Annotated in this window: 16 protein-coding genes; 9 read left to right on the top strand and 7 right to left on the bottom strand. The window is 35.6% G+C overall.

Annotated elements, in window-relative coordinates; translation table 11 throughout:
• Positions 1-8: 8 nt before the first annotated feature.
• From ELS83_RS10710 to ELS83_RS10700, 3 genes are read left to right on the top strand one after another with little or no spacing between them, the layout of a single operon-like run.
• Positions 9-809 (top strand): inositol monophosphatase family protein, encoded by an 801-nt coding sequence (locus tag ELS83_RS10710; protein WP_171595568.1) that lies wholly within the window; start codon positions 9-11, stop codon positions 807-809.
• Positions 810-834: 25 nt separating this feature from the next.
• Complete coding sequence (locus ELS83_RS10705; protein WP_171595567.1) at positions 835-1,707, top strand: lysophospholipid acyltransferase family protein; 873 nt, start codon at positions 835-837, stop codon at positions 1,705-1,707.
• 56 nt (positions 1,708-1,763) lie between these two features.
• Complete coding sequence (locus ELS83_RS10700; protein ID WP_171595566.1) at positions 1,764-2,786, top strand: glycosyltransferase family 2 protein; 1,023 nt, start codon at positions 1,764-1,766, stop codon at positions 2,784-2,786.
• On the opposite strand, the gene sugE is transcribed toward ELS83_RS10700, so the two are convergent.
• The 3 genes from sugE to gldJ form a co-directional block, all read right to left on the bottom strand.
• Positions 2,783-3,109 carry a quaternary ammonium compound efflux SMR transporter SugE gene (sugE, locus tag ELS83_RS10695; RefSeq protein ID WP_216616490.1) on the bottom strand — a complete coding sequence of 109 codons (327 nt, stop codon included), beginning with the start codon at positions 3,107-3,109 and terminating at the stop codon, positions 2,783-2,785. The two genes, ELS83_RS10700 and sugE, sit on opposite strands and share 4 nt — an antisense overlap.
• Positions 3,110-3,111: 2 nt before the next feature.
• Entirely contained in the window at positions 3,112-4,401 is a 1,290-nt protein-coding gene (locus tag ELS83_RS10690; protein WP_171595565.1) for a UDP-N-acetylmuramoyl-tripeptide--D-alanyl-D-alanine ligase, read from the bottom strand.
• A gap of 105 nt (positions 4,402-4,506) precedes the next feature.
• Entirely contained in the window at positions 4,507-6,021 is a 1,515-nt protein-coding gene (gene gldJ / locus ELS83_RS10685; protein WP_171595564.1) for a gliding motility lipoprotein GldJ, read from the bottom strand.
• Between the two features lie 338 nt (positions 6,022-6,359).
• On the opposite strand from gldJ, the gene porU reads away from it, so the two are divergent.
• The 3 genes from porU to ispF are packed head-to-tail and all read left to right on the top strand — an operon-like array spanning position 6,360 to position 11,847.
• Positions 6,360-10,136, top strand: coding sequence for a type IX secretion system sortase PorU (gene porU, locus ELS83_RS10680; protein WP_171595563.1), 3,777 nt, complete (start codon positions 6,360-6,362; stop codon positions 10,134-10,136).
• A gap of 59 nt (positions 10,137-10,195) precedes the next feature.
• Positions 10,196-11,371, top strand: coding sequence for a type IX secretion system outer membrane channel protein PorV (gene porV / locus ELS83_RS10675; RefSeq protein ID WP_171595562.1), 1,176 nt, complete (start codon positions 10,196-10,198; stop codon positions 11,369-11,371).
• Positions 11,371-11,847, top strand: a complete 477-nt coding sequence (ispF, locus tag ELS83_RS10670) for a 2-C-methyl-D-erythritol 2,4-cyclodiphosphate synthase (protein WP_171595561.1) — start codon at positions 11,371-11,373, stop codon at positions 11,845-11,847. Before porV ends, ispF begins: the two co-directional genes overlap by 1 nt.
• A gap of 79 nt (positions 11,848-11,926) precedes the next feature.
• Here the strand turns inward: ispF and ELS83_RS10665 are convergent, their stop codons facing one another.
• Positions 11,927-14,086 carry a hypothetical protein gene (locus tag ELS83_RS10665; protein ID WP_171595560.1) on the bottom strand — a complete coding sequence of 720 codons (2,160 nt, stop codon included), beginning with the start codon at positions 14,084-14,086 and terminating at the stop codon, positions 11,927-11,929.
• A gap of 44 nt (positions 14,087-14,130) precedes the next feature.
• The gene (locus tag ELS83_RS10660; RefSeq protein ID WP_171595559.1) at positions 14,131-15,336 is read right to left on the bottom strand and encodes a DUF4249 domain-containing protein; all 1,206 of its coding nucleotides are present in this window, start codon (positions 15,334-15,336) and stop codon (positions 14,131-14,133) included.
• Between the two features lie 163 nt (positions 15,337-15,499).
• Here ELS83_RS10660 and ELS83_RS10655 point away from each other — a divergent pair, with 163 nt between their 5' ends.
• Positions 15,500-16,219, top strand: a complete 720-nt coding sequence (locus ELS83_RS10655) for a hypothetical protein (protein ID WP_171595558.1) — start codon at positions 15,500-15,502, stop codon at positions 16,217-16,219.
• A gap of 8 nt (positions 16,220-16,227) precedes the next feature.
• Positions 16,228-19,005, top strand: a complete 2,778-nt coding sequence (locus tag ELS83_RS10650) for a TonB-dependent receptor (RefSeq protein WP_171595557.1) — start codon at positions 16,228-16,230, stop codon at positions 19,003-19,005.
• A 70-nt stretch (positions 19,006-19,075) separates the two neighbouring features.
• Here ELS83_RS10650 and ELS83_RS10645 read toward each other — a convergent pair whose 3' ends face one another.
• Both ELS83_RS10645 and ELS83_RS10640 read right to left on the bottom strand, forming a co-directional pair.
• Complete coding sequence (locus ELS83_RS10645) at positions 19,076-21,277, bottom strand: hypothetical protein (protein WP_171595556.1); 2,202 nt, start codon at positions 21,275-21,277, stop codon at positions 19,076-19,078.
• A gap of 2 nt (positions 21,278-21,279) precedes the next feature.
• The gene (locus tag ELS83_RS10640; protein WP_171595555.1) at positions 21,280-22,422 is read right to left on the bottom strand and encodes a DUF4249 family protein; all 1,143 of its coding nucleotides are present in this window, start codon (positions 22,420-22,422) and stop codon (positions 21,280-21,282) included.
• Between the two features lie 468 nt (positions 22,423-22,890).
• Between ELS83_RS10640 and ELS83_RS10635 the strand changes: the two genes are divergently transcribed.
• Complete coding sequence (locus ELS83_RS10635) at positions 22,891-23,337, top strand: hypothetical protein (protein ID WP_171595554.1); 447 nt, start codon at positions 22,891-22,893, stop codon at positions 23,335-23,337.
• Positions 23,338-23,345: the final 8 nt, after the last annotated feature.

Genomic DNA, 23,345 nt, shown 5'->3' with positions numbered 1-23,345 from the left:
CACTTGTCATGAACCAATTTGAAGAATTGTGTCTGAAAACCAAGGAAATTGCTAAAAAAGCCGGCGCATTTATCAAAGAACAACAAAGTAAAATTAAAGCCGATGTTATTGAAACAAAAGGCATGCACGACTTTGTGACCTACGTTGATAAAACTGCTGAAGAATTAATTGTTAGCGAATTAAAGAAAATTCTTCCCGAAGCTGGTTTTATTGCCGAAGAGGGAACTGAAACCTATCGTGCAGATCGTTTCAATTGGATTATTGATCCGCTTGACGGCACAACAAATTACATTCATGGATTCTCCCCTTTTGCTGTAAGCATTGCTTTGCAGGAGAATGATGAGATTGTTTTGGGAGTGGTATACGAAATTAGTTTAGCTGAGTGTTTTTATTCGTGGAAAGGTGCAGAAGGAGCTTACTTAAATGGCAATGCGATACATGTTTCCAAAGCAAACACTGTTGATGCTTCTTTAATTGCTACAGGATTTCCTTACTACGATTACGACTTGTTGAAGAATTTCATGGCAACATTGGAGTATTTCATCATTAACTCGCACGGTGTGCGCCGTCCTGGTTCTGCAGCTACCGATTTGGCCTATGTAGCCTGTGGCAGATTCGAAGCATTTTACGAGTACAGCCTTCAAGCCTGGGATGTTGCTGCCGGATCATTCCTGGTAAAACAAGCTGGAGGAGCTGTTTGCGATTTTAAAGGTGGTGAAGATTATATCTTTGGAAAAGAAATTATTGCATCAAACGGATTGGTTCAGGAAGAATTCAAATCGGTGGTTCAGAAATACATGCTTAAATAAATCTCTTTTTTTGACCTCATAAAACATGACGAAGTTTTTTTCCTATATCGCGTATGCTTTTCTAAAACTGATTAGCTATTTACCATTGGGAGTTCTCTATATTTTTTCAGACTTGATTTTCTTTATGGTATACCATTTGGTTGGTTATAGAAAACAGGTTGTTACAACAAATTTAAAAAATTCTTTCCCACACAAATCAGATGCGGAAATCATACAAATAAGAAAAGAGTTTTTCTCCCACTTCTGCGATAGTTTTATTGAAACGATTAAACTGTGGACCATTAGCGAGAAAGAAATAAAAAAAAGATGTAAATTTTTGCAAGCCGATTTTTTCGAACAATACAAGCAAGACGGGAAAAGTGTAATTGCAATTCTGGGACATTATGGCAACTGGGAATGGATGACTTCTTATCCTGCCTGGGCCGATGTGAATCTTTTACCCATTTACAAGCCTTTACACAATAAGGTATTTGATAAATTATATATCCAATTGCGAGAACGCTTTGGTGCCAAAACACTTCCGAAGGATGACACTTTGCGCACCATGTTGGGATATCGAAACAGAAAGGAATTTACAGTAACTGTTTTCCTGGGTGATCAAACACCAAACAAGAGGAACATTCATTACTGGACCAGTTTTTTAAACCAGGATACTCCTATATTGCAGGGAACAGAACGAATTGCTAAAAAATTAGACCAGGCAGTGGTTTTTATCAACATGCAAAAGGTAAAGCGTGGTTATTACGAGGTTGAATTCATCCCTTTATTTGACAATCCTAAAGAAACAGAAGAGTTTGAAATTACTGAGAAACATACCCGAATTTTAGAAGAGTACATCAGTAAAAATCCTGCTTATTGGCTTTGGTCGCATAAGCGTTGGAAACACAAGAAGCAATAAAGGGTGAACTGCTTAAAAATTAATGAATACAACTGACTTAGATATTTTTAAAGGAAATGAATAGAATTGGAATTGTAATCCTAAACTGGAATGGTAAAGAATTATTAGAAAAATTTTTGCCATCGGTGATCAAGCACTCCAAAAGAGAATGGGCTGAAGTAATTGTTGCCGACAATGCTTCAAGCGATGATTCTATTGCTTTTCTTGAGCAAGAATATCCTGGTATCAGAATTATTCAGCTTGATATTAACTACGGTTTTGCCGAAGGTTACAACAGGGCTTTGGCACAACTCGATCATGAATATTTTGTGCTCCTGAATTCGGATGTTGAGGTAAGCGAAAACTGGCTAGATTCCATCTACCAACAATTCGAGAACCATGCGGATATTGCTGCGGCTCAACCCAAAATTAAAGCATACAATCACAAATCGGGTTTCGAATATGCAGGTGCTGCGGGTGGTTTTATCGATTACCTTGGCTATCCTTTTTGCCGCGGCAGAATTCTTGATGAAATTGAAGAGGACCATGGGCAATACGATCAGAACATGGATGTGTTCTGGGCTAGTGGTGCTGCCTTATTCATTAGGTCGGAAATTTACAAAAACATTGGTGGTTTAGATGGTGATTTCTTTGCCCACATGGAGGAAATTGACTTGTGCTGGAGAATTAAAAACCAGGGACACAGAATTATTTGTGATCCACATTCAAAGGTTTATCATGTTGGTGGAGCAACCCTTCCCAACCACAGTTCACGAAAACTGTTCCTGAATTTCCGCAATAATTTGTTGATGTTGTTTAAAAACTTACCAGGCAATGTGTTCATTTCAACCTTCCTTTTCAGAATGATTCTGGATGGAGTGGCCGCATTCAAATTTCTGCTTGGTGGCGAATTTGCCAATTTTGCAGCCGTATTTAAGGCGCACATATCATTCTATTCAATGATAGGTAAATTTCGTAAAAAGAGAAAAGAATTGCTTCCGCTTGTAAGCAAAAGTCAGCACTCAGAAATCTATCAAAAGAGCATGATCTTCGATTACTATTTCAGAAAGAAAAAGAAATTTTCTGAACTGAAATTCTAAGCCTGGGCTGTAAATTTTAAACCAATAATTGCCACCAGGAGTAAAAGCATAAAGAAAATTCTGGAGAAATGCACTGGTTCTCCAAATAGAATAATTCCCAGCACTGCAGTAGAAAAAGCTCCAATACCTGTCCATACGGCATAAGCTGTACCTACCGGTAAATTCTTAATGGCCAATGCCAGGAAGTACAAACTTATGGCCATTGCCACAATGGTAATTACACTGGGCCACAATTTTGTGAATCCTTGTGCATATTTAAGTCCAATAGCCCATACAGCCTCAAACAGTCCCGCAATAATTAAATAAATCCAAGCTATTCCCATAATTACAATTTTTCAACCAACTTCTCCAACTGTATTCCTCTCGATCCCTTTATCAGGATATAATGATTAGAAACAGCTTCCTTTTCTAATAATATCGATACTTCTTCTGCCTTAAGGAAAGTTTTAAACTGATCTACCTTATTCACTTTGCTAAAAATATCTCCTACCAAATACACATGATCTAAGGATCGCTCCTGCAATAATTCGATCAATTGCTGATGCTCACTTTCGGAGTCTTCACCCAATTCCAGCATATCGCCTAAAATCACCAACTTGTTTTTCATTGGCAAATCGGCAAAATTATTTACTGCAACTCCCATGCTTGTTGGGTTTGCATTATATGCATCTAAGAATAAAACATTCTTTTCAGTCTTTTTTAATTGTGAGCGATTATTGTTTGGCTCGTAGTTCTCCAATGCCTCTTTAATATCCGATTCTTTGATATCAAAATACCTACCAACTGTTACTGCAGCCAGTGCATTCTCAAAATTGTAGCCACCAATCAATTTGGTTTTGATGTACAACTTGCCAATTTTCGGTGATCTTAGTTCCAGAACCAAATAAGGTGCAGCTTGCAGGAATTTAGCCTTGCTGTCCGCCTCTTCGGTGTTGCCATAGCTATAAATTTCCTGATTGTTGAGCATGCCCATTAAATGCTCGTTTTCGCAGTTCACAAACACCTTTCCTTTTCCTTGCAGATAATCATACAGTTCCTTCTTGGTTTTTTTAACCCCTTCGAAGGAACCAAAACCTTCAAGGTGTGCTTTCCCAACATTGGTAATGATTCCAAAATCGGGCTCGGCAATTTCACACAGAAATTTAATTTCACCAGGATGATTCGCTCCCATTTCAACAACACCAAAATTGGTTTCCTCGCTCATCGAAAGAAGCGTTAATGGAACACCAATGTGGTTATTCAAATTCCCTTGTGTCGCGAAGGTTTTGTACTTCCTGGATAAAACAGCATTCACCAGTTCTTTGGTAGTTGTTTTACCATTGGTTCCGGTAATGGCCAAAATCGGAATCGCCAGGTTTCTGCGATGTTCCCTTGCCAAATCCTGTAAGGCTGTTAGTACATCGTCAACAAGAAGGTATGAATCATTCAGTGCAAACTCTTTTTCATCAACAATCGCATATTTACATCCGTTTTCGAGTGCCGATTTGGCAAAACGATTGCCATTAAAATTTGCTCCTTTCAGGGCAAAGAAAATAGAATTCGGAACTACTTTTCTGGTGTCTGTAACAACAGTAGGAAACTGCTTAAATAAGCTGTATAGTTTAGAATTTTGCATAGAAATATCCTCTTGTTAATTCAATGAACGAAATTAATAAAATCAAATAAAAAACCTCATCCCGATAAGGATGAGGTTTTGTTTTATTTCGAAAAAACTACTTTTCTATTTTTGAGTTGGTCTTCCAACGCGTGTCATCGCACAACGGAAACCAATATCATCTCGTGCTTCTTTCTGATCAAGGAATCGGCGTGCACTTGGAGCCATCCAGTAAGCTCTGTCTTTCCAGGAGCCACCTTTGTAAACTCTCGAGTTATCGGTAACCATAGAACTGAAATCGCTACCATCCTGTCCTCTACCTTGAACATACATGCGGCTTGAACCTTGCGTTTGGTGCTCAGGGTTGTTCCATTCGTAATCAGAAACAATACTTGAAGACACGTCACCATCACGATAGTTACGGTTATCGGCAGTCTTGTAATTTTCACGTCCTACCAATTCCTCATCTTTTTGTAATCTGTAACGAATACGTCCTAAACTATCTTTTTCAGCGATATTTCCTTCTTCGTCGCGTACTTTTGTTTTAAATACGTTACCACGATATGGATTAAATTCTGCAATATCTTCCGGCGACATTGGGCGGTACACATCAGCTACCCATTCGCTTACATTACCTGCCATACAATACAAACCAAAGTCGTTTGGCCAGAACGAGTTTACAGGAACGGTAACATCACCGGCATCGTTCAATGCACCAGCAGTACCCATATAGTCACCTCGTCCACGAGCAAAGTTAGCCATCATCTGACCGCGAACTTTTTTGTTTTCGTTTCTCACCCAGTGACCATTCCATGGGAAAATTCTTTTATCTGTAATTCTCTCTTCTTCAGAGTTACCAATTAATGCACTGGCAGCATATTCCCACTCTGCTTCAGATGGAAGGCGGTATTTAGGAAGTAAAATACCATCAGTCCAACGAACTTGTCTTTCTTCGTTATCTGGATCTAAATCTGGTAAATTCTTGTTTACAGAACCTTCATACTGTCCGGCTAAATATGCTTCAGTATTAAAGTTATTTTCGTCTCTCTGTGCAGGATCCGGGTTTAAAATGCCCTTATCAATCAGAATTTGTTCATTAACACGATCGGTACGCCACTCGCAGTAGTCAATAGCTTGCTCCCACGATACACCAACAACAGGATATTCTGCATAAGCTGGGTGACGAAGGTAGTTGTTTACATATGGTTCATTGTAAGCCAACTCGTCGCGCCATACCAAAGTATCAGGCAATGCCTTTTTATATACTTCCGGGTAAGAAACGTATACTCTTTTTGTCCAATGTAAGTATTCAAGATAATCAACATTACGAACTTCCGTTTCGTCGATATAGAATGAAGGAACTGTTACTCTTCTGGGTACATTATTCCAATCGTACATCACATCTTGTTGGGTTCTTCCCATTGTGAATGTACCACCTTGTACAAATTTAAGTCCTGGGCCAGTAGCCTGCTCATAACCGCTATGATATTCAAAGCCTCCATTATCAGGATCGTTATATGCCCAACCCGTAGTTTTTGACTTTTCACCTTTACCTACCAGGTTCTTAACCTTCGAACACGATGGGAAGATCATTAAACCGGCAGCAAAAACAGCAATAACTATGCTATAATTTAGTTTCATAATAGATTGAATGTAGTTTATCTTCAAAAATACTTAACTCAACAAATATAACTAAAAGTGCTATAAATTTATTGTATCTGATTTTAGTTTTTCATTTAATTATTTAACATTTTTCTCTGTAAATTTTAATTCCTCTTCATCTGTCTGATTCTCTGAAACTAAAGCTTACTAACTGATTAGCTCTAAAAATATGTATCCTGATTTTTTAATAAAATATTTTTAATTACAAGCAAAGTTTTCGAGTTTCAGATATCATAAGCAGATTCATCGTCATTGTGTAAACTTTTGTTTATTTTGCATTAATTCTGTTTTCAAGAACAAAAATTTTAATACAGACAATGCGCTATCTACTTTTACTTCTCACTTTATTGATCGGAAAAATAGGTTTTTCTCAAACATCCGATACTTTCAACCTGGATTGGTATGAAACCTCGATTACATCCCCAGATGGTGAAATTATAAAAACAATAAGTTTTAATGGCGCATCTCTCGACCTGAATAACAACTGGTTACCCGAATTTTACAACTTACAAAGAACTGGTTCGAACGGAGAAATATTCTCTGTTGAGTTATTGGATACGCAATTTAAACAGTTAAGTTCCATTGAACAGCAAATTTTACGAAATAAATCTTTATCATCAGTAATCGAAGCTAAAGTTGAAAGTGTTACCATTCGAAAAACGCAATATCAAAAAGTACAATTTGTTCCCATTCGAAAAAATCCGGCCAACGGAAGTCTTGAAAAATTAATCAGTTTCACACTGCGCTTTAAAAAGATTGGACAAGGGAGTTCTGTGAAATCTGCAAAAAACTATGCCAGCAATTCTGTATTAAGTACAGGAAATTGGGTAAAAGTGGCGGTAGATACAACGGCTATTCACAAAATTACCTACTCTGATTTAATTGATATGGGAATTACGAATCCTGCCAATGTTCGCGTATATGGTTATGGTGGAATGCTTCCGAAAATGAATTCAGATAATTCAATTGACGATTTGCCTGTTGTTCCTGTTTATTTTCATTTGGGCGAGGATGGCATTTTTAACAGTGGTGATTACCTGCTTTTTTACGCCAACGGACCGAGAAGCTGGACCTTTAATCCATCTACTTCGGAGTTTATCCACGAAAATCATTTGTATTCGAAACAGTCGTTTTATTTTTTAAGCTCTGATATGGGAAACCCCCAGTTGGTTCAAAATCAAAATTCGGAAGCTAGCTATACCAATACGGTAAACACCTTTAACGATTACAGGGTGATCGACATAGATGAAACCAACCTATTAGAATCGGGTAGATTATGGTTTGGCCAGGAGTATGATGTGGACACGGAATTCAATTATACTTTTAACTTTCCTAATGTAAATACTGCCAGCAATAGTATTGTTTCGCTAAGTTTTGCTGCCCGATCTTCGTCGGCAACAACTCTGCATGTAAATTCAGGTTCAACCAGCATCGGCGATCTGAATATTGCGGCTGTAAATACAGGAAGTTACACAGCTACTTATGCTTCGTTAAAACAGCAAAGTTTTACCAATTTCTCACCTTCTTCCGACGATTTACAAATTCAATTGGATTATCAGAAAAGTTCGGCCTCATCGGTTGGTTGGTTAGATTATTTGAGGGTTAACACTCGCCGAAACCTGGTATTCTCAGGTTCTCAAATGGCATTTCGAGATGCAGAATCGGTTGGTGCAGGCAATATCTCACGATTTCAGGTTCAGAACTGTAACAGCTCTACTTTGGTTTGGGATGTTAGCAATCAAAATAGTGTACAGCAAATACCGCTTAGCCTATCGGGTTCTACCGGAAGTTTTAATGTATCAACAAACAGCCTGAAAGAGTTTATTGTTTTCGATCCTGAAGCCAATTTCCCTACTCCAGTAGTTATTGGAAATGTATCAAATCAAAACCTGCATGCTTTGCCTCAAACCGATATGTTGATTGTTAGCAATGGTCAATTTTTATCTTATGCCGAGCAAATTGCCGATTTCCACAGAAACAAGGATGGCATGAGTGTAATTGTTGTTAATCAGGATGTAATTTTTAATGAATTCTCGTCGGGAACACCGGATGTATCGGCCATTCGAAACTTCGTAAAAATGTTTTATGATCGTGCATCGGGAGAAGCGGACATGATAAAATATTTGCTTCTTTTTGGCGATGGTTCATTCGATAATATCTCCGATAGGGAAAGTAATACCAATAAAATATTGACTTATCAATCTGAAAATTCTTTGAGCCCAACTCAATCTTTTGTAACCGACGATTTTTACGGTTTATTAGACAATGATGAAGGTGAAGCAAGTGGCCTGGTCGATATTGGAATTGGAAGATTGCCAGTGAACACTAGCGAAGAAGCTCAAATTGCAGTGAATAAAATCATCAACTATAATTCGGCAGAAAAAGGCGATTGGCAAAGTATGCTTTGTTTTATTGGCGACGATGAAGACAACAACACCCACATGCGAGATGCCAATAGGCTTGCCGTAAAAGTTGAAAGTGCTTATCCACAATACCAGGTTCAAAGAATTTTTCTTGATGATTTTGAACAGATTACAACTTCTGCAGGTCAGGAATATCCTGATGTCAATACTGAAATCAACGAAAGTGTAAACAAAGGAACCTTGTTGATGAATTACACGGGACATGGGAACGAAAATGGTTTGGCGCACGAACACATTTTGATGACCGATGATATTTACTCCTGGCAAAATCCTGTAAAGCTTCCATTGTTTATGACAGCAACCTGTGAGTTTAGCCGATTTGATAATTACAAAAAACTTTCGGCAGGCGAAATCATTTTCCTACGCGAAAACGGTGGTGGAATTGGCCTGTTTACCACTACTCGATTGGTTTTTTCTTCGCCCAACTTTACACTCAATCAAAACTTTTACGACTTTGCTTTTGAGAGAGGAACTGATGGGAATTATTACCGATTGGGTGATATTATGAGAATGACAAAAAATGCCACTTCATCGGGAATTAACAAACGAAATTTTACGCTTCTTGGCGATCCGGCACTACAACTTAATTACCCTGAGCATAATGCCATCAGCACTCATGTAAACGATGTTAGCATCTCTCAACCAATTGATACTTTAAAAGCTTTAAGCGAAGTAAAAGTTTCGGGGAAAATTGTAACCGGTTCTGGTTCGGATATCAGTAATTTTAACGGCACTATTTACCCAACTGTATACGATAAAGCTACGGCCAAAACGACTCGTGGGAACGATGGAAACCAGTTCGAGTATACAAGCCAGACAAGTATTCTGTACAAAGGAAAAGCAAGCATTAAGAATGGAAATTTTGAGTTTTCTTTCTTTGTTCCTAAAGATATTAACTATCAATATGGAAATGGTAAAATTTCTTACTACGCATCTGGCGCAAATACCGATGCTGCAGGTTACACCAATTCGATTATTGTAGGTGGTACAAATCCGAACGCGAGCGATGATAAAATTGGTCCTGAAATTGAACTGTATATGAACGACGAACAGTTTACACCTGGAGGCATGACCAATGAAAATCCGCTATTGCTAGCTATTGTGCAAGATTCAAGTGGAATTAATACGGTGGGCAATGCAATTGGTCACGACCTGGTTGCCATTTTAGACCAGAAAACCGATGCCCCCATCGAACTAAACGATTTCTATGAATCTGACCTTGATAACTATAAAAAAGGAAAAGTAAGCTACCAACTAAGTGAATTGGAAACAGGAGAGCATGAAATTCAATTGAAAGTGTGGGATAATGTGAACAATTCTTCGGTGGCCACGCTTGATTTTGTGGTTGCAGAAACGGCTGATTTGGTCATTAAACATGTGCTGAATTATCCGAATCCTTTTACCACCAATACTGGTTTCTATTTTGAACACAACCAGGCATCGAGCGAATTGGATGTGCTTATTCAAATTCTTACCGTATCCGGAAAACTGATAAAAACAATCGAAACCACAATTAATTCATCTGGAAACAGGGTTGGACCCATTCAATGGGACGGAAAAGACGATTTTGGAAATTCCATTGGTCGTGGAGTTTACTTCTATCGTGTAAAGGTTCGTGCCGATAATGGAAAAACCGTGAACAAATTTCAAAAATTGGTGATCCTGAAATAATAAAAATCAGCATTATTAGTTATTTGAAGTATATTTGTATTTTACTACACATTAATATTATGACTAAAAAACTGACTCAGATCACGAGCTTGCTATGTCTTTTAATTTTTACAGGCATTGGTAAGGTTTCTGCCCAGACTTCAACCTCTGGTGCAAATTACATTTCTACTGCCGTTTCTTTTTTAACAATTACTCCTAATTCGAGAGCTGGAGCTATGGGTGATGCCGGTGTTGCTACATCTCCTGATGTAAATTCAATGCATTGGAATCCTGCCAAATTCGCAATGATTGATGGCGAATATGGCGTATCTGCATCTTACACTCCATGGTTGCGCGAATTGGTTGATGATATGAGTATTTCGTACCTAACGGGATATTACCGATTAGACAAGAATCAAGTTATCGGAGCCTCTCTTCGCTATTTTTCGCTAGGTGAAATTGCATTTTTAGAAAGAGCAGAAGACATTCCTGTTGCTCAAAACCCAAACGAATGGGCTTTTGATATTGCCTACTCAAGAAAGTTAAGCGACGAATTTTCGGGTGGTATTGCATTTCGTTACATCAGATCGGATTTAACCCAATCGCAATTTGTTTCTGGTTTAGAAACACAAGCTGGTAACGCTTTTGCTGCCGATGTTTCGGTATACTATCAGCATGAATTCAGAAGAAATCGCAGAGACATGTTATGGTCTTGGGGTTTGAACATCTCGAACATCGGTTCTAAAATTAGTTACACCAATGATGATGAGAAAGAGTTTATTCCTACCAACCTGAAATTAGGAACTGCTTTAAAAATGGAATTAGACCGATACAATACACTTACCATTGCTGCCGACATGAACAAACTTTTGGTTCCAACTCCAAATAGCGGGAATTTAGAAGAAGGTGAAGATGGCGGTGTTATTGTTGGAAGCGAAACTTCTGACAAATCGGTTGTTTCAGGTATTTTTAGTTCGTTCTCCGATGCTCCGGGTGGAATGGGCGAAGAATTTAAAGAAATTGCATGGTCGCTTGGTTTAGAATACTGGTATCAGGAGCAATTTGCATTAAGAGGTGGATATTACTACGAACACGAAGACAAGGGAAATCGTAAATATTTTACTGCTGGTTTGGGAGTAAAACTAAATATGTTTGATCTTGATTTTTCATACTTGATTCCTACTACTCAGAACAATCCTCTTAAAAACACTTTAAGATTCAGTTTAACTGCTAATCTTGATAAAATAATTAAATAATGAAGATTAGAGTTGGATTTGGCTATGATGTTCATCAGTTGGCTGAAGGAGAAGAATTTTGGTTGGGAGGAATTAAGATTGAGCATCACAAAGGTTGTGTTGCTCATTCAGATGGAGATGTATTGATTCATGCCATATGCGATGCACTCTTAGGCGCTGCCAACATGAGGGATATCGGGTATCATTTTCCTGATACTTCAAACGATTTTAAAGGAATTGATAGTAAAATACTACTTCAAAAGACAGTTGAAATAATAGGTGAAAAAGGCTACTCCATTGGCAATATCGATTCGACCATTGCCTTGCAAAAACCTAAAATTAAGCCTTTAATTGCCGAAATGCAGGAAGTACTGGCAAAAGTAATGGGCATTGATATTGAAGATATCGCCATTAAGGCTACAACAACCGAAAAATTGGGATTTGTTGGAACAGAAGATGGAATATCGGCCTATGCCACGGTACTTATACAGAAGTAAATTTGTTGAATAAAAAATATGTAAGGGCTGTTTCATTCCATTGAGACAGCCCTTTATTTTATGGAATAACTCTACTAAATTATTTTCTATCGCTCACTACAAAGTCTTCCCTGCTTTCTTCTACCTGGCCAAATTTATTAATCCCTTTTATAATAATTGTGAACTCAGTTTCCTCATCTGAAGTGTAGAAGTTAATATTTAGCGGCTCTAACAAATCTTGCTTGTTAAAAGTATTAAAGTACAAGGTGTTTCGAAAATCTGGCAGTCGGGATTTCTTTTCATTTTGTGTTAAGTAAGAAGGACCTTTAAACCTGTAACTATTAACGTATCCCTTATGAATTTGTCGAAAAATCCTGGAGTCAAATTCTATATCCGCCATATTTCCTTCTTTAGTAGTAAAACTCAATAGGTAACCAAAATCGACATGCTGAAGAAAAAATTTGGAATTTACAACTTCCACTTTCTTTACTTTTAAGGGACTAAGTTTTATGATTTCATCGATATTTTTCAATAACACTCCATCCCAAAAAGTTAAAGTTCTACCTTTATATAAGTCATTTGAAAAATCACCCATCACCTTAAAATAGTACGATCCAGCCTTTTTTCTGACAACAGTAAGCGGAACAAGCTCGCGAACCAACTCTTCTACTGTTGGTAGTTCAATATACTTATCTACGATTGTAGTATGGTTTGGCTTACCATAAAAAGCATCGGTTTTACCAATAGAATCTGCAAAAGCAACATCCTTAATGTGCGAATTGTAAACAGCATTTATCTGCGTATTAATGACGGCCTCATTCATTCCTTTTGCCCTTAGGGAATCAAGGCCAAAAGGAAGAACAGAACTATCATTATACACCTGAGAGTATGTATTATCAAGCCAAACATTATAATTCATTAAGGTCGAATCGTCTTTAAGTGGTTGAATTACCATTTCCTCTGCGCCATATCGATCAACAATAAACCTGAAACGACCTGAAGAGTCGGTAGTAACCACTTTAAGCTCTGGAATTGGCGTAACAAAATTTAAAACAAACTCTTCATCAACTATCGGCTCTTTGCTTAGGGAATTGGTAATTCTACCTGTTATTATCTCACCTTCGAGTTCTGGCAAAAGAAAATCCTTTGAATAACCAATAAAATTGGGTGATTTCGCAGCTAGCAAATCATCATTGGTAATTAATTTCTTGTTCTGATCCTTAAGCAAACACTTTTTCACAACCGAAACAGAAAGCTCCTCAAAATTGTCGAAAGCATCAAGCTTTAAGTTAACCAACTCCCGAATTCCATAAGTTTTCTTACTTTTTTTCAAGGCAATGTAGTCGATAGACTTTTTAGCTTTCGGGTAAAAGGCACGACTGGCAATTATTTCCTTATTTTGATCTAGTAACAATGCAAATAGCTTGTTATTTTCCAAAGTCTTAACACTTACATTTACCAATCCGTTTTCAGGAATTTGATATCGTTTTACTAAAGCTCCATCCTTACTTACAATATCAACACATTTTAAGCTTTTGAAATTCCCGTATATTTTGAATTTGTAATAGTCGATTCCTTCATTCTCTAATTTTAAATAAGAATCTTTCACCTCAATATCAGGAAATTGTGTTGTTTTATGATCATACACAAACAAATACTTTTTATTCTTTTCAGGCCTAAAGTATATGATGCCACTTCCCTTCTCATTTGTAGAGAAAACTTTGATTTCTTTCCCATTTTCCTCAACAATCTTTCCTTTGATTTTTTTATTTACACCAAACTTATCGACCGATCGAATTAGAATTTTATTCTCTACCCCAGGATATAAGTAACCGCTCTCGGGATAGGTAAATATTGTATCCTTACTGTAATATTTAACTTTATTGTCGTTAAAATCCTGTGCAAACGGATTGATAATGCTTATACTTTTTGTTGCAAATAAGCTAACATCCTTATTTTTCATCCAACGTGTATAAGCTCTGATATTATAATTACCCGTGGAAATCGAATCGGGCAATATAATTCTCGATTGCATACTTGCTTTCTTCGTATTGCACTTACATTGAAAAACTGGGATATTTTTTTGATTCAGCAACTCAACATACACGATTTTACTTAAATCAGAATAAGCATGAGAATCTAGTTGATACACGCCTACATTAAACCACAAATCCTCACCAACAATGTAATTGTCCCTATCTGTAGTAATTAGCACTTTTTCCTGTGCAACAACAATGCCACTAAAGCAATTTATTAGCAATAGTAAAACTGTAATATATTGTAATATAGTTTTCCGCATCATTATTAATCCTCCCAAAACAAAGGTTTTTCACTTGATCCTGTAAGTCGACAGTCGGTACATTTTTTCTTTACAATCAACAGTCCATTTAGAGGAGATCCCATCTCACCCACAGGCTGATCATACAAGCCATAGCCATCGGTTAAAACATATTTCTCATACAACTCATACAAGCTTGGATGCCATTCATCTACCATAACAGTATCAGTCACACATCCATGATCATATAAAAGTCTCAAACCCAAATCTCTGGCTTCCGCACGGGTGATAAACAAACGTTTCGACGCAACTCCACCGGTTTGAAAATACCCAAGTACTTCTTCATTGTCGTCATCCATACACACAATATTTCCGGGTATCGAAAATGGCTGAATTCCAAACATATCACCTCCATCCTCATTCACTTTTTTCATTTTGCTCCAGAATTCATACTCCTCGGCCGAAATCGACATCTGTTTGATGGATATAGAATATTTGATCTGAAATCTATCACTATAATTCGTAGGGATGAAGCAGGCCGATTTTCCAACAATTTCACGTGAAGTATATTCATTCAAAGCCTGTATACTTATTTCGTATGGGGCAAAAGATTTAAAGCAAAATTTATTAATCTCGGGAATGTGATATAACTGCTTGTTCTCATCAAAAGCAATTTTGGTAGCATAAGGAACGTTAAATTTCCAGTTCTCATCGCACAACCACCTTAGATAATCATTATTTGCTGATGTTCCGTCAACATAGAAACGAAGCCCTTCAACTTCCTCGTTGTTTCCATTAATAATCGTATCGGCTTTATAATAAACATTATTTATTTCTGAAGGTTGTAAAATTTCGCACTCCTGAGATTCATAATGTTTTCCATCGGATGTGATAATGGATAGTATGTATTTCCCACCAATTCTAGTAATAAATTTTGATTGATCGGTTTTATAAACTCCAGGTTCCGTTTCTTTTAAGACTTCGTTTTCTCCATGATCTCCTTTTATAGAAACAAAAGCTCCAGTTTCCATAAGGTTTTCATCTTCGAGATTGGCTCTGGATCTTGATAGTTTTACAAAGTGAGATTTATCCTCGTTGGTAATTAAAGCATCAACTACCAGTACATTTTTACCATTGGTAACATTTACATGATATGGATCGACACACTTGGTTAAACCAAAGCATATAGAAAAGAGAATAAATAAAACAATAATTGTATTGTTACGGTTCATAATTTTATTAAATATATTACTTCTTAAAGTTCTAAAAATTAATTTAACATTTTAATATATTGAAGTATATTTTACCTAAGTTTATAAAGTATTTTTCACATCAAATCTGTATTCTTAATTGTGAATTAGACAATAATCAACCGCTGACCCAAGCTATGTCATTATGTATAAATTTTTAAAACTATTAATATTAGTAGTTCTACCATGTTCTATTTACTCACAAGAACATAAAACTGAATATACAATTCCAATCGATTCGGTAAGGTCGATATACAATCATGCAACCCACACCGAATACGATTTTTTAATTGGACGAGAGTATAAAACATACCATTTTCAAAAAAAACACAGCCCAATTTTTAATGGAAAATTTTGCAATGGTACATTGTATTGGAAAAACAGAACTTTTAAAGATCTGCTTATAAGCTACGATACATTTAAAGATGAAATTATCGTACGTTCATTATTTACGTCAGGTGTTACCGCAAGTGTGGTGCTATCGCAAAACAGGATTGATTCCTTTGCCATCAATACAGATCTAACAACACATCATTTTGAATATTTAAATCCTGAGGAATATACTGCAAGTGATGCATTAGGTGGTTATTACGAAATTATTTATCAAAATAAACTGCAACTGGTATACAAACATCGTTCGCGTAAATTGGTTGAAGAAGGATTAACAATTTATGTTCCTGAGATTCATAAATATTTAGCCATCGATAATAAATTGTATAAAATCAATTCTAAACAACAGCTATTCAAACTTTTCCCTGAAAAAAAGAAGATGATAAAACAGAAAGTTTCTTCCTTTCAGTGTAGTTATAAAAAACTTTCAACGTCACACCTGGTTGATATCATCAAATATCTTGAATCATTATAAAAAACAACATGCGTTATATTGCAATTATTATATGCTTGATAATTCAACTGCCAATAATTCAAGCACAAACGATTAAACTGCAAAAGGATTCGGTAAGTTTTAATGAAATCATTAATATCCTGGAAGCAGAAAGCGAATATCGATTTTTCTATCAAAGCAATTGGGTTGATCAGATTACTTTTTCACCTGATTTTGCAGATGCAAAACCTCTAACAATATTAAACTGGCTGAAAGTGGAAGCTCAGTTGAATTATAAAATAATCAAGCAGAAAAACGTAATTTTTTCAAAGGACAATGTTATAAAAACTAATTTTTACGATCAGTACTTGAGCCATATTTCAAAAGCAAATGAGAAAATAATAGATACTACTACTTATGTTAGAACATTGCATGCAGTTGAAAAAACAAAAACAATAAGTGATGAATACAAAATATTTACCATTGGTAATAAACAGCAAACAGCAAAAGATGGAATTGCAACATTGAGTGGTAAAATAAGCGATTTGGAAACAGGAGAATCAATTATTGGTGCTATTGTTTATCTCGAAGGCTTAGAAAAAGGAACTGTAACCAACCAATATGGACGATACTCAATTTCTTTACCAGTTGGCAGTCATAAAATAGAATTTCGATCGGTTGGTATGAAAACAACTTTCCGCCAAATTAATATTCATTCCAATGGAAGTTTACATGTAGAATTAAAAAGCAAGCCTACTTCATTAAAAGAAGTCACCGTAATTGCCAAATCCGAAAACCAGGTTAAAAATTTGCGAATGGGCATGGAGAAAATCACGCTCAAAACGCTTAAGCAATTGCCTTTGGGAATGGGCGAGGCCGACATTATAAAAAGTACCTTATTACTACCAGGTGTTCAAAGCGTTGGCGAAGCGGCTAGCGGATTTAACGTTAGAGGTGGAAATACCGATCAGAACCTAATACTATTAAATGATGCTCCAATTATTAACACATCCCACTTTTTTGGTTTCTTTTCGGGTTTTAACTCCGATATTATAAAGGACATTACTTTATATAAAAGTGGTATTCCGGCAAAATATGGCGGAAGAATATCTTCCGTTATGGATATAAAATTGAAAGATGGCAACCGAAAAAATTATAAATTAAGTGGTGGCATTAGCCCAGTTTCGGGTAGGGTGTCGTTCGAAGGTCCAATAAAAAAGGATAAAGCTTCTTTTATTTTAGCCGGTCGTACCACCTATTCCGATTGGGTTCTTAAATTATTAGACGACAAAAAGCTAAAAAACAGTAGTGCTAATTTTCACGACTTACAGGGTAATATATCCTGGGATTTGGATGAGAAAAACAGCATTTACCTATCTGGATATTACAGTCATGACAAGTTTGACTATTACGAAGAGGATAAGTTTGACTACAACACATTTGCTTCTACTTTAAAGTGGAAACACATTTATAATCCAAAGTTATTTTCAACCATTTCCTCAGCCATTAGTAAGTACAACTACACTAATGTTTCGGGACATGAACCAAGCAATTCTTACCAGGTAAAATATAAGTTGGACCAATACCTATTTAATGTAAATTTTTCATTTTTGTCGAGCCTGAATCACAAACTGGACTTCGGTCTTAACTCAACTTTTTATGATCTTTCGCCAGGAATTCAAAGTCCATATACTTCAGAATCACTAATTCGTGACAAAAAACTTGAAAAAGAGCAGGCTTTGGAAATGGCGTTATTCATTGGCGATGAATTTGATCTTACGCATTTTATGTCGGTATCGGCAGGAATCCGATATTCCTTCTTTGCCAATATTGGCCCTAATAGCAGAGCTGTTTATTTGGAAGATTCACCTAGAAATCAGCAAACATTTGTTCAGGACGAAAGAAGCAGATCAGGCTTAATTAATAAATATTCAGGTCCGGAAATTAGAATTTCAACGAATATAAAACTTAGTAATAACAGCTCGGTAAAACTGGGATACGATAAAATTCACCAGTACATTCAAATGATTTCGAATACGGCTACAATGACACCAACAGATATTTGGAAGCTAAGTGATGAATATATTAAGCCGCAGAAAGGACATCAATTTTCAATAGGTTATTATCAAAATTTCAAACAAAATAGTATTGAAGCTTCGATAGAGTCATATTATAAAAAGCTTGACAATATTCTGGATTACAAAGGTGGAGCTCAGTTATTAATGAATGAATACCTGGAAAGAGATGTAGTAAATGGCAAAGGTAAAGCATATGGTTTAGAGTTAATGCTGCAAAAGAAGAAAGGGAAACTTACCGGATGGATCAACTATACTTACTCGAAAATTTTGCACAAGGTAAATGGGGAGTTTGCCGAAGAAAAAATTAATAAAGGAGATTTCTTCCCAGCCAACTACGACAAGCCTCATAATTTTAACCTGGTTACCAATTATAAGGTGAGTCGAAGATTCAATTTCTCGATAAATTATTCATACAGCACAGGCAGACCATTTACGCCTCCAATTGCTTATTATAATTTTTCGGGAGCCGACAAGGTGCACTATTCCGACAGAAACACATTAAGAATGCCTGATTACAGCAGACTTGACATTGCTGCAACACTAAATGGGAATTTAATTGCAAAAAAACTAAATCATAGCTCCTTTACTTTTTCTGTATTTAATCTACTGGGTAGAAAAAATGCTTATAATATCTTCTTTCGAAATGATGGTACAGAAGTACAAGGCTACAAAATGTCCATTTTCGGAAAACCAATTTTTACAGTAACCTACAATTTCAAACTATTTGGCAATGCCAAAGATGATTTTTAAAATTGATTTTAGAGAGGCCTTTTGCATTTTGTGAAAGGCTTTTTAATGTTAATTTATGAGCCTGGTAAAATCAATTTGCAACATTAAAAGTGGTGCTTGTACTCACCGAATCTCCATTCTTATCAATGCCTTTGATTATTATTGTATACTCCGATTCATCATCAGAGGTATAAAATTCCCAATCAATTGTTCCGTCTGCATTTCCTTTGTCCCAAACATTAAAATAGAGCAGGTTTCTATAATCAGCCAGGCGTGAGTTTTTCAATTCCGGTTTTGAGTAATCAGGACTATTATATTTGTATTCATATTGATATCCCTGGTGTACTTGCCTAAAGATACTATTGTCAAAATCTAAATTAGCCATATCGGAATTCCTGCTGTAAAAACATAATAAAAATCCCAATCCTTCTCCTTTCAGAAAAAAATCAAGGTTAACTACTTCGATTCTATCCAAATACTGAGGGTTAATATCTAAAATTGCCTGAGTATTTTTTATGGGAACACCATCAAAAAACACCATTGTTTCACAGAATCTTGGATACAATGATAATTCCTCAAATACTACAAATTCGTATGAATCTTTATTCTTCCTTAGATTTACAAAAGGTACAATTTCCCGAATTACCTCCTCTACCGTCGGTAATTCAATAAACTTATCGATTTTAATTGTGTGATCAGCTTTGATATAAAAAGGAGGATTGGCATCTATCAGTATCTTATCGACAGTTTTTGACAAATGCTTGCCATAAATAGAATTCACCTGCATGTTGATTATCGCCTTATTGATATTCTTCATTTGAATTGTGTCTATTATAAGGTCTGTCAGTTTTGTATCGGGTAATTGGTAAGAAAAATCATCGTTCAGATTTACTTTATAGTTAGAAAAAGGGATCTCTGATTTAGGTCGTATCACCAACTCTTCTCTCCCGTATCTATTAACAACCGCTCTAAAAGCGCCCAAAGAATCGGTGGTAAGAACATTTAAACTCGGATTTTGGGATACAAAGCTTAATGTGAACTCCTCATTTTTTATTGGCAATCCTGAATCTAAATCTATAATTTCCCCGGAAATTAAATCACCATCAATCTCTGGTAGCAATATATTCTCACCTCGTCTTTGAATTAGAAAAGATGGTTTTTTTAGCATCAATAACTGCTCCTTATTTTCAGTATAATTTTGATCTGATATATCATTTATCAAGCAAGATTTAACAACAGACACACTTATATTTTTTATGGAATCCAATCCGCTCGTATGAACTTTAACCAATTCTCTTGTTTTATAGTTTTTATGATCGTGTGAAATTTTAAGCTGATGGGAATTGGAGTAGTTCTGAAATCCTCGAAATGCTTTTATTTCTTTCGATTCGTTTACCAGTAATGCATACAGCAGAGTGTTTGGAAGGTCTTTTTTTTCAATTCGAATCGACTTATTCGCCTGTATTTTATAATGCTTAATAAACTTGCCATCACCATTTAAAATATCTAAAAATAAACCCTCCTTATCCTTACCTAATACTCTAAGGGTATAACTTTCATCAGTTTCTACAAGTTTCAAAATCCAGGTTTCTGTAGTCACATCGGGCAATTGAATTCTAAGGCCGTCGATGCTTAACATGTATTTCTCATCAATTTTGGGTACAATGTTTAATACACCATAGCCCGAACTTTCAGTATTCAATACTTCAATTGGCTCTTCAGCTTTATTGAGTACGCTCCCTTTTATCGATTTTGGTTTCCCATATTGATCGCATGCATAAATAAGTAATTGATTACTTTCATTGGCAAGTAGCCTCTCATTTTCCATATAATAAAAGACTGTATCCCGATTATATCGTTTATCCCCTTTAGGAAAATTTTTTCTCAAAAATGGATTGAATAAGCCAATATACTTTGTTGCAAATAAACTTGCATCTCTATTTTTCATCAAACGAGTATAGGCCCTTAGGTGGTAATTGCCCGTAGGCAAGTCATCAGGCAATTGAAAACATGATTGTATATTTTGATTTTTCAGGTAGAACTTATGCTTCACTACAGGGCTATTCTCTTTGTTTAATAGCTCTAGATAAACCACCTTGCTTAGCTTTGACTTATCATTTCCCTCTAAATCAAAAATTCCTAATCCAAACCAAATATTTTCACCAGCAATATAAAAATCTCTATCGGTTGTAAATCGCACCTTTTCCTGGGCACAAAGGTCTTTGCTCATGCCAAATAAGAAGTGCGAAAGCAAGATCAATACAATTCCGAAATGTACACATTGTTTATTCATAGTTAATCCTCCCAAAATGATGGTTTTCTAGGTGAACCCGATAAAGAACAGTCGGCACATTCTGGGTCAGTCAATATGAGTCCATCCTGATCATAGGTAAGATCAAAAAGTGCTAACTTTCCGTTTAAAACATGGTAATCGTATATCTCATACAAGGAATAAAATTCATCATTACCTATAAAAATTGTATCGGTTTTACAGCCTGATTTTACGTTCATACTTGTCATTCCCATCGAAAAGGCTTCATTATAATCTATATAAATTCGCTCGCTCGAAACCGTAGCCAACTGAAAATATCCTAAAACAACCTCTTTATCATTGGCAATATTCTTTATATTCCCTTGAACATGGAAAGGTTGATTCCCAAATATACCACCAACATTTTCACTCGATTGTTTTATTTTATTCCAATAATTATATTCTTCTGCTGAAATTGATAATTGTTTAATCAGAATACTATATTTCAAACTAAATCGATCGCTAAGTGTTGAAGGAATAAAGCAAATTTCTTTTCCTTGTATGATCGGCAGTTCCTGATTGCTAAACGAAGCTAAGGTGATGTTAATGGATTTATTTTTTTTCCAACAATACTTGTTATAGGCAGATATCGGCTCCAATTCCTGTTCTGTGGTAAATTCATATTGACTTGGAAATGGTACCGAGAATTTCCAATCTTCTTCGTATATCCAACGAATATGATCTCCATCTTTTGCAATTCCATCAACAAAAAAACGAACCCCTTCGATTCTGTTGTTTTCCCGATTGTATTCCACATCTCTTTGGTAATAAATATCCGAAATGGTAGTGCGATTGGCTAATTTACAATTGTTTGACTCATAGATTGCACCCCCCGAAGTTTTCACTTGCAATTTATAAGATTTGTCGAATGTAGCTCTAAATTTTGTGCTATCTGTAACATAAACCCCCGGTGTAATTTCTTTTAATACTTCATTAGTTCCATCGCTACAGGATATAGTTACCTGCGCATTTTCTTCTGGTAGTGGAATTTCATCAAGATTTGATATGGATCGAGTAATTTGAACCTTATGAGTTTTAAATTCATCAGTTACCATTGCCTCAATTACAAGTAAATTTTCATAATTATTAACTTCAACTTCATAGGGATCTAAGCAAGAAGCAAACACTAGTAATAATATTGTTAACAGGGATTTTAATGAGTCGGTTTTAATATACATAATTTTTTAATAACACAATAAAAAAATCAATCAAAATTGTATTTTCATACAAAAGAACTGTTTTAAATTAAGCATTTTTTTTTCTATCTAATAATTTTAATAAATATTTTTTCTATTTTTAATACAACCCTTTACCTAACTTAATGTAACACTATGAAAATTTATGTGTTTATTGCATCCCTGCTCTTACACCTGCCTCTTACCTCTTTCAATCAGACTCTTAAGTCCGCATACAATATTCCTGAAGATTCTTTGATTTCATATTATAACAATTTACACTATTCAAAATATGATTACATAATTGGGAAAGAGTATAAACCATATCATATATTAAGGCAGGACAAACCCTATCTAAATTCAAGCATGGGCACTGGAAGGATTTATAGCAATGGAAGAACATTTAAAGCTAGCATAATAATGTACGATATATTTCGTGATGAGGTAATCGTTGACCTAAATGATGAGAATTTTTCGAAATTCTATGTTCAAATAAACAAAGAGAAGGTTGATTCTTTTTCCATCCGTTTCAATGACAAAATATACAATCTTTCAAATGTTAAAAATGCAAATGGAATAGAAGATGGTTTTTATGAAATTCCACATCATGGGAAACTTCAGTTATTCATCAAGCATCTCGTGCATAAACAAAATGATCATGTAATGATCACCTATACCTACAAACAAGTACTATGGTTAAAAAGAGAAAATCATTTTTATGACATAAGCTCAAAGAAAAAGTTTATCAGACAATTCCCAAATCATAAAAAATCAGTTCGAAGAAAAATACGATTACTTAAGATAAACTTTGATTTCCCAAATCGACTGAAATTAGTTAAACTACTTCAGCACGCAGAAAGCTTATAATTCAATTA

The organism is Marinifilum caeruleilacunae, assembly GCF_013141825.1.
Classification (GTDB): domain Bacteria; phylum Bacteroidota; class Bacteroidia; order Bacteroidales; family Marinifilaceae; genus Marinifilum; species Marinifilum caeruleilacunae.
The sequence above is the reverse complement of the archived record's forward strand: the minus strand, read 5'-3'. Positions and strand labels throughout refer to the sequence as shown.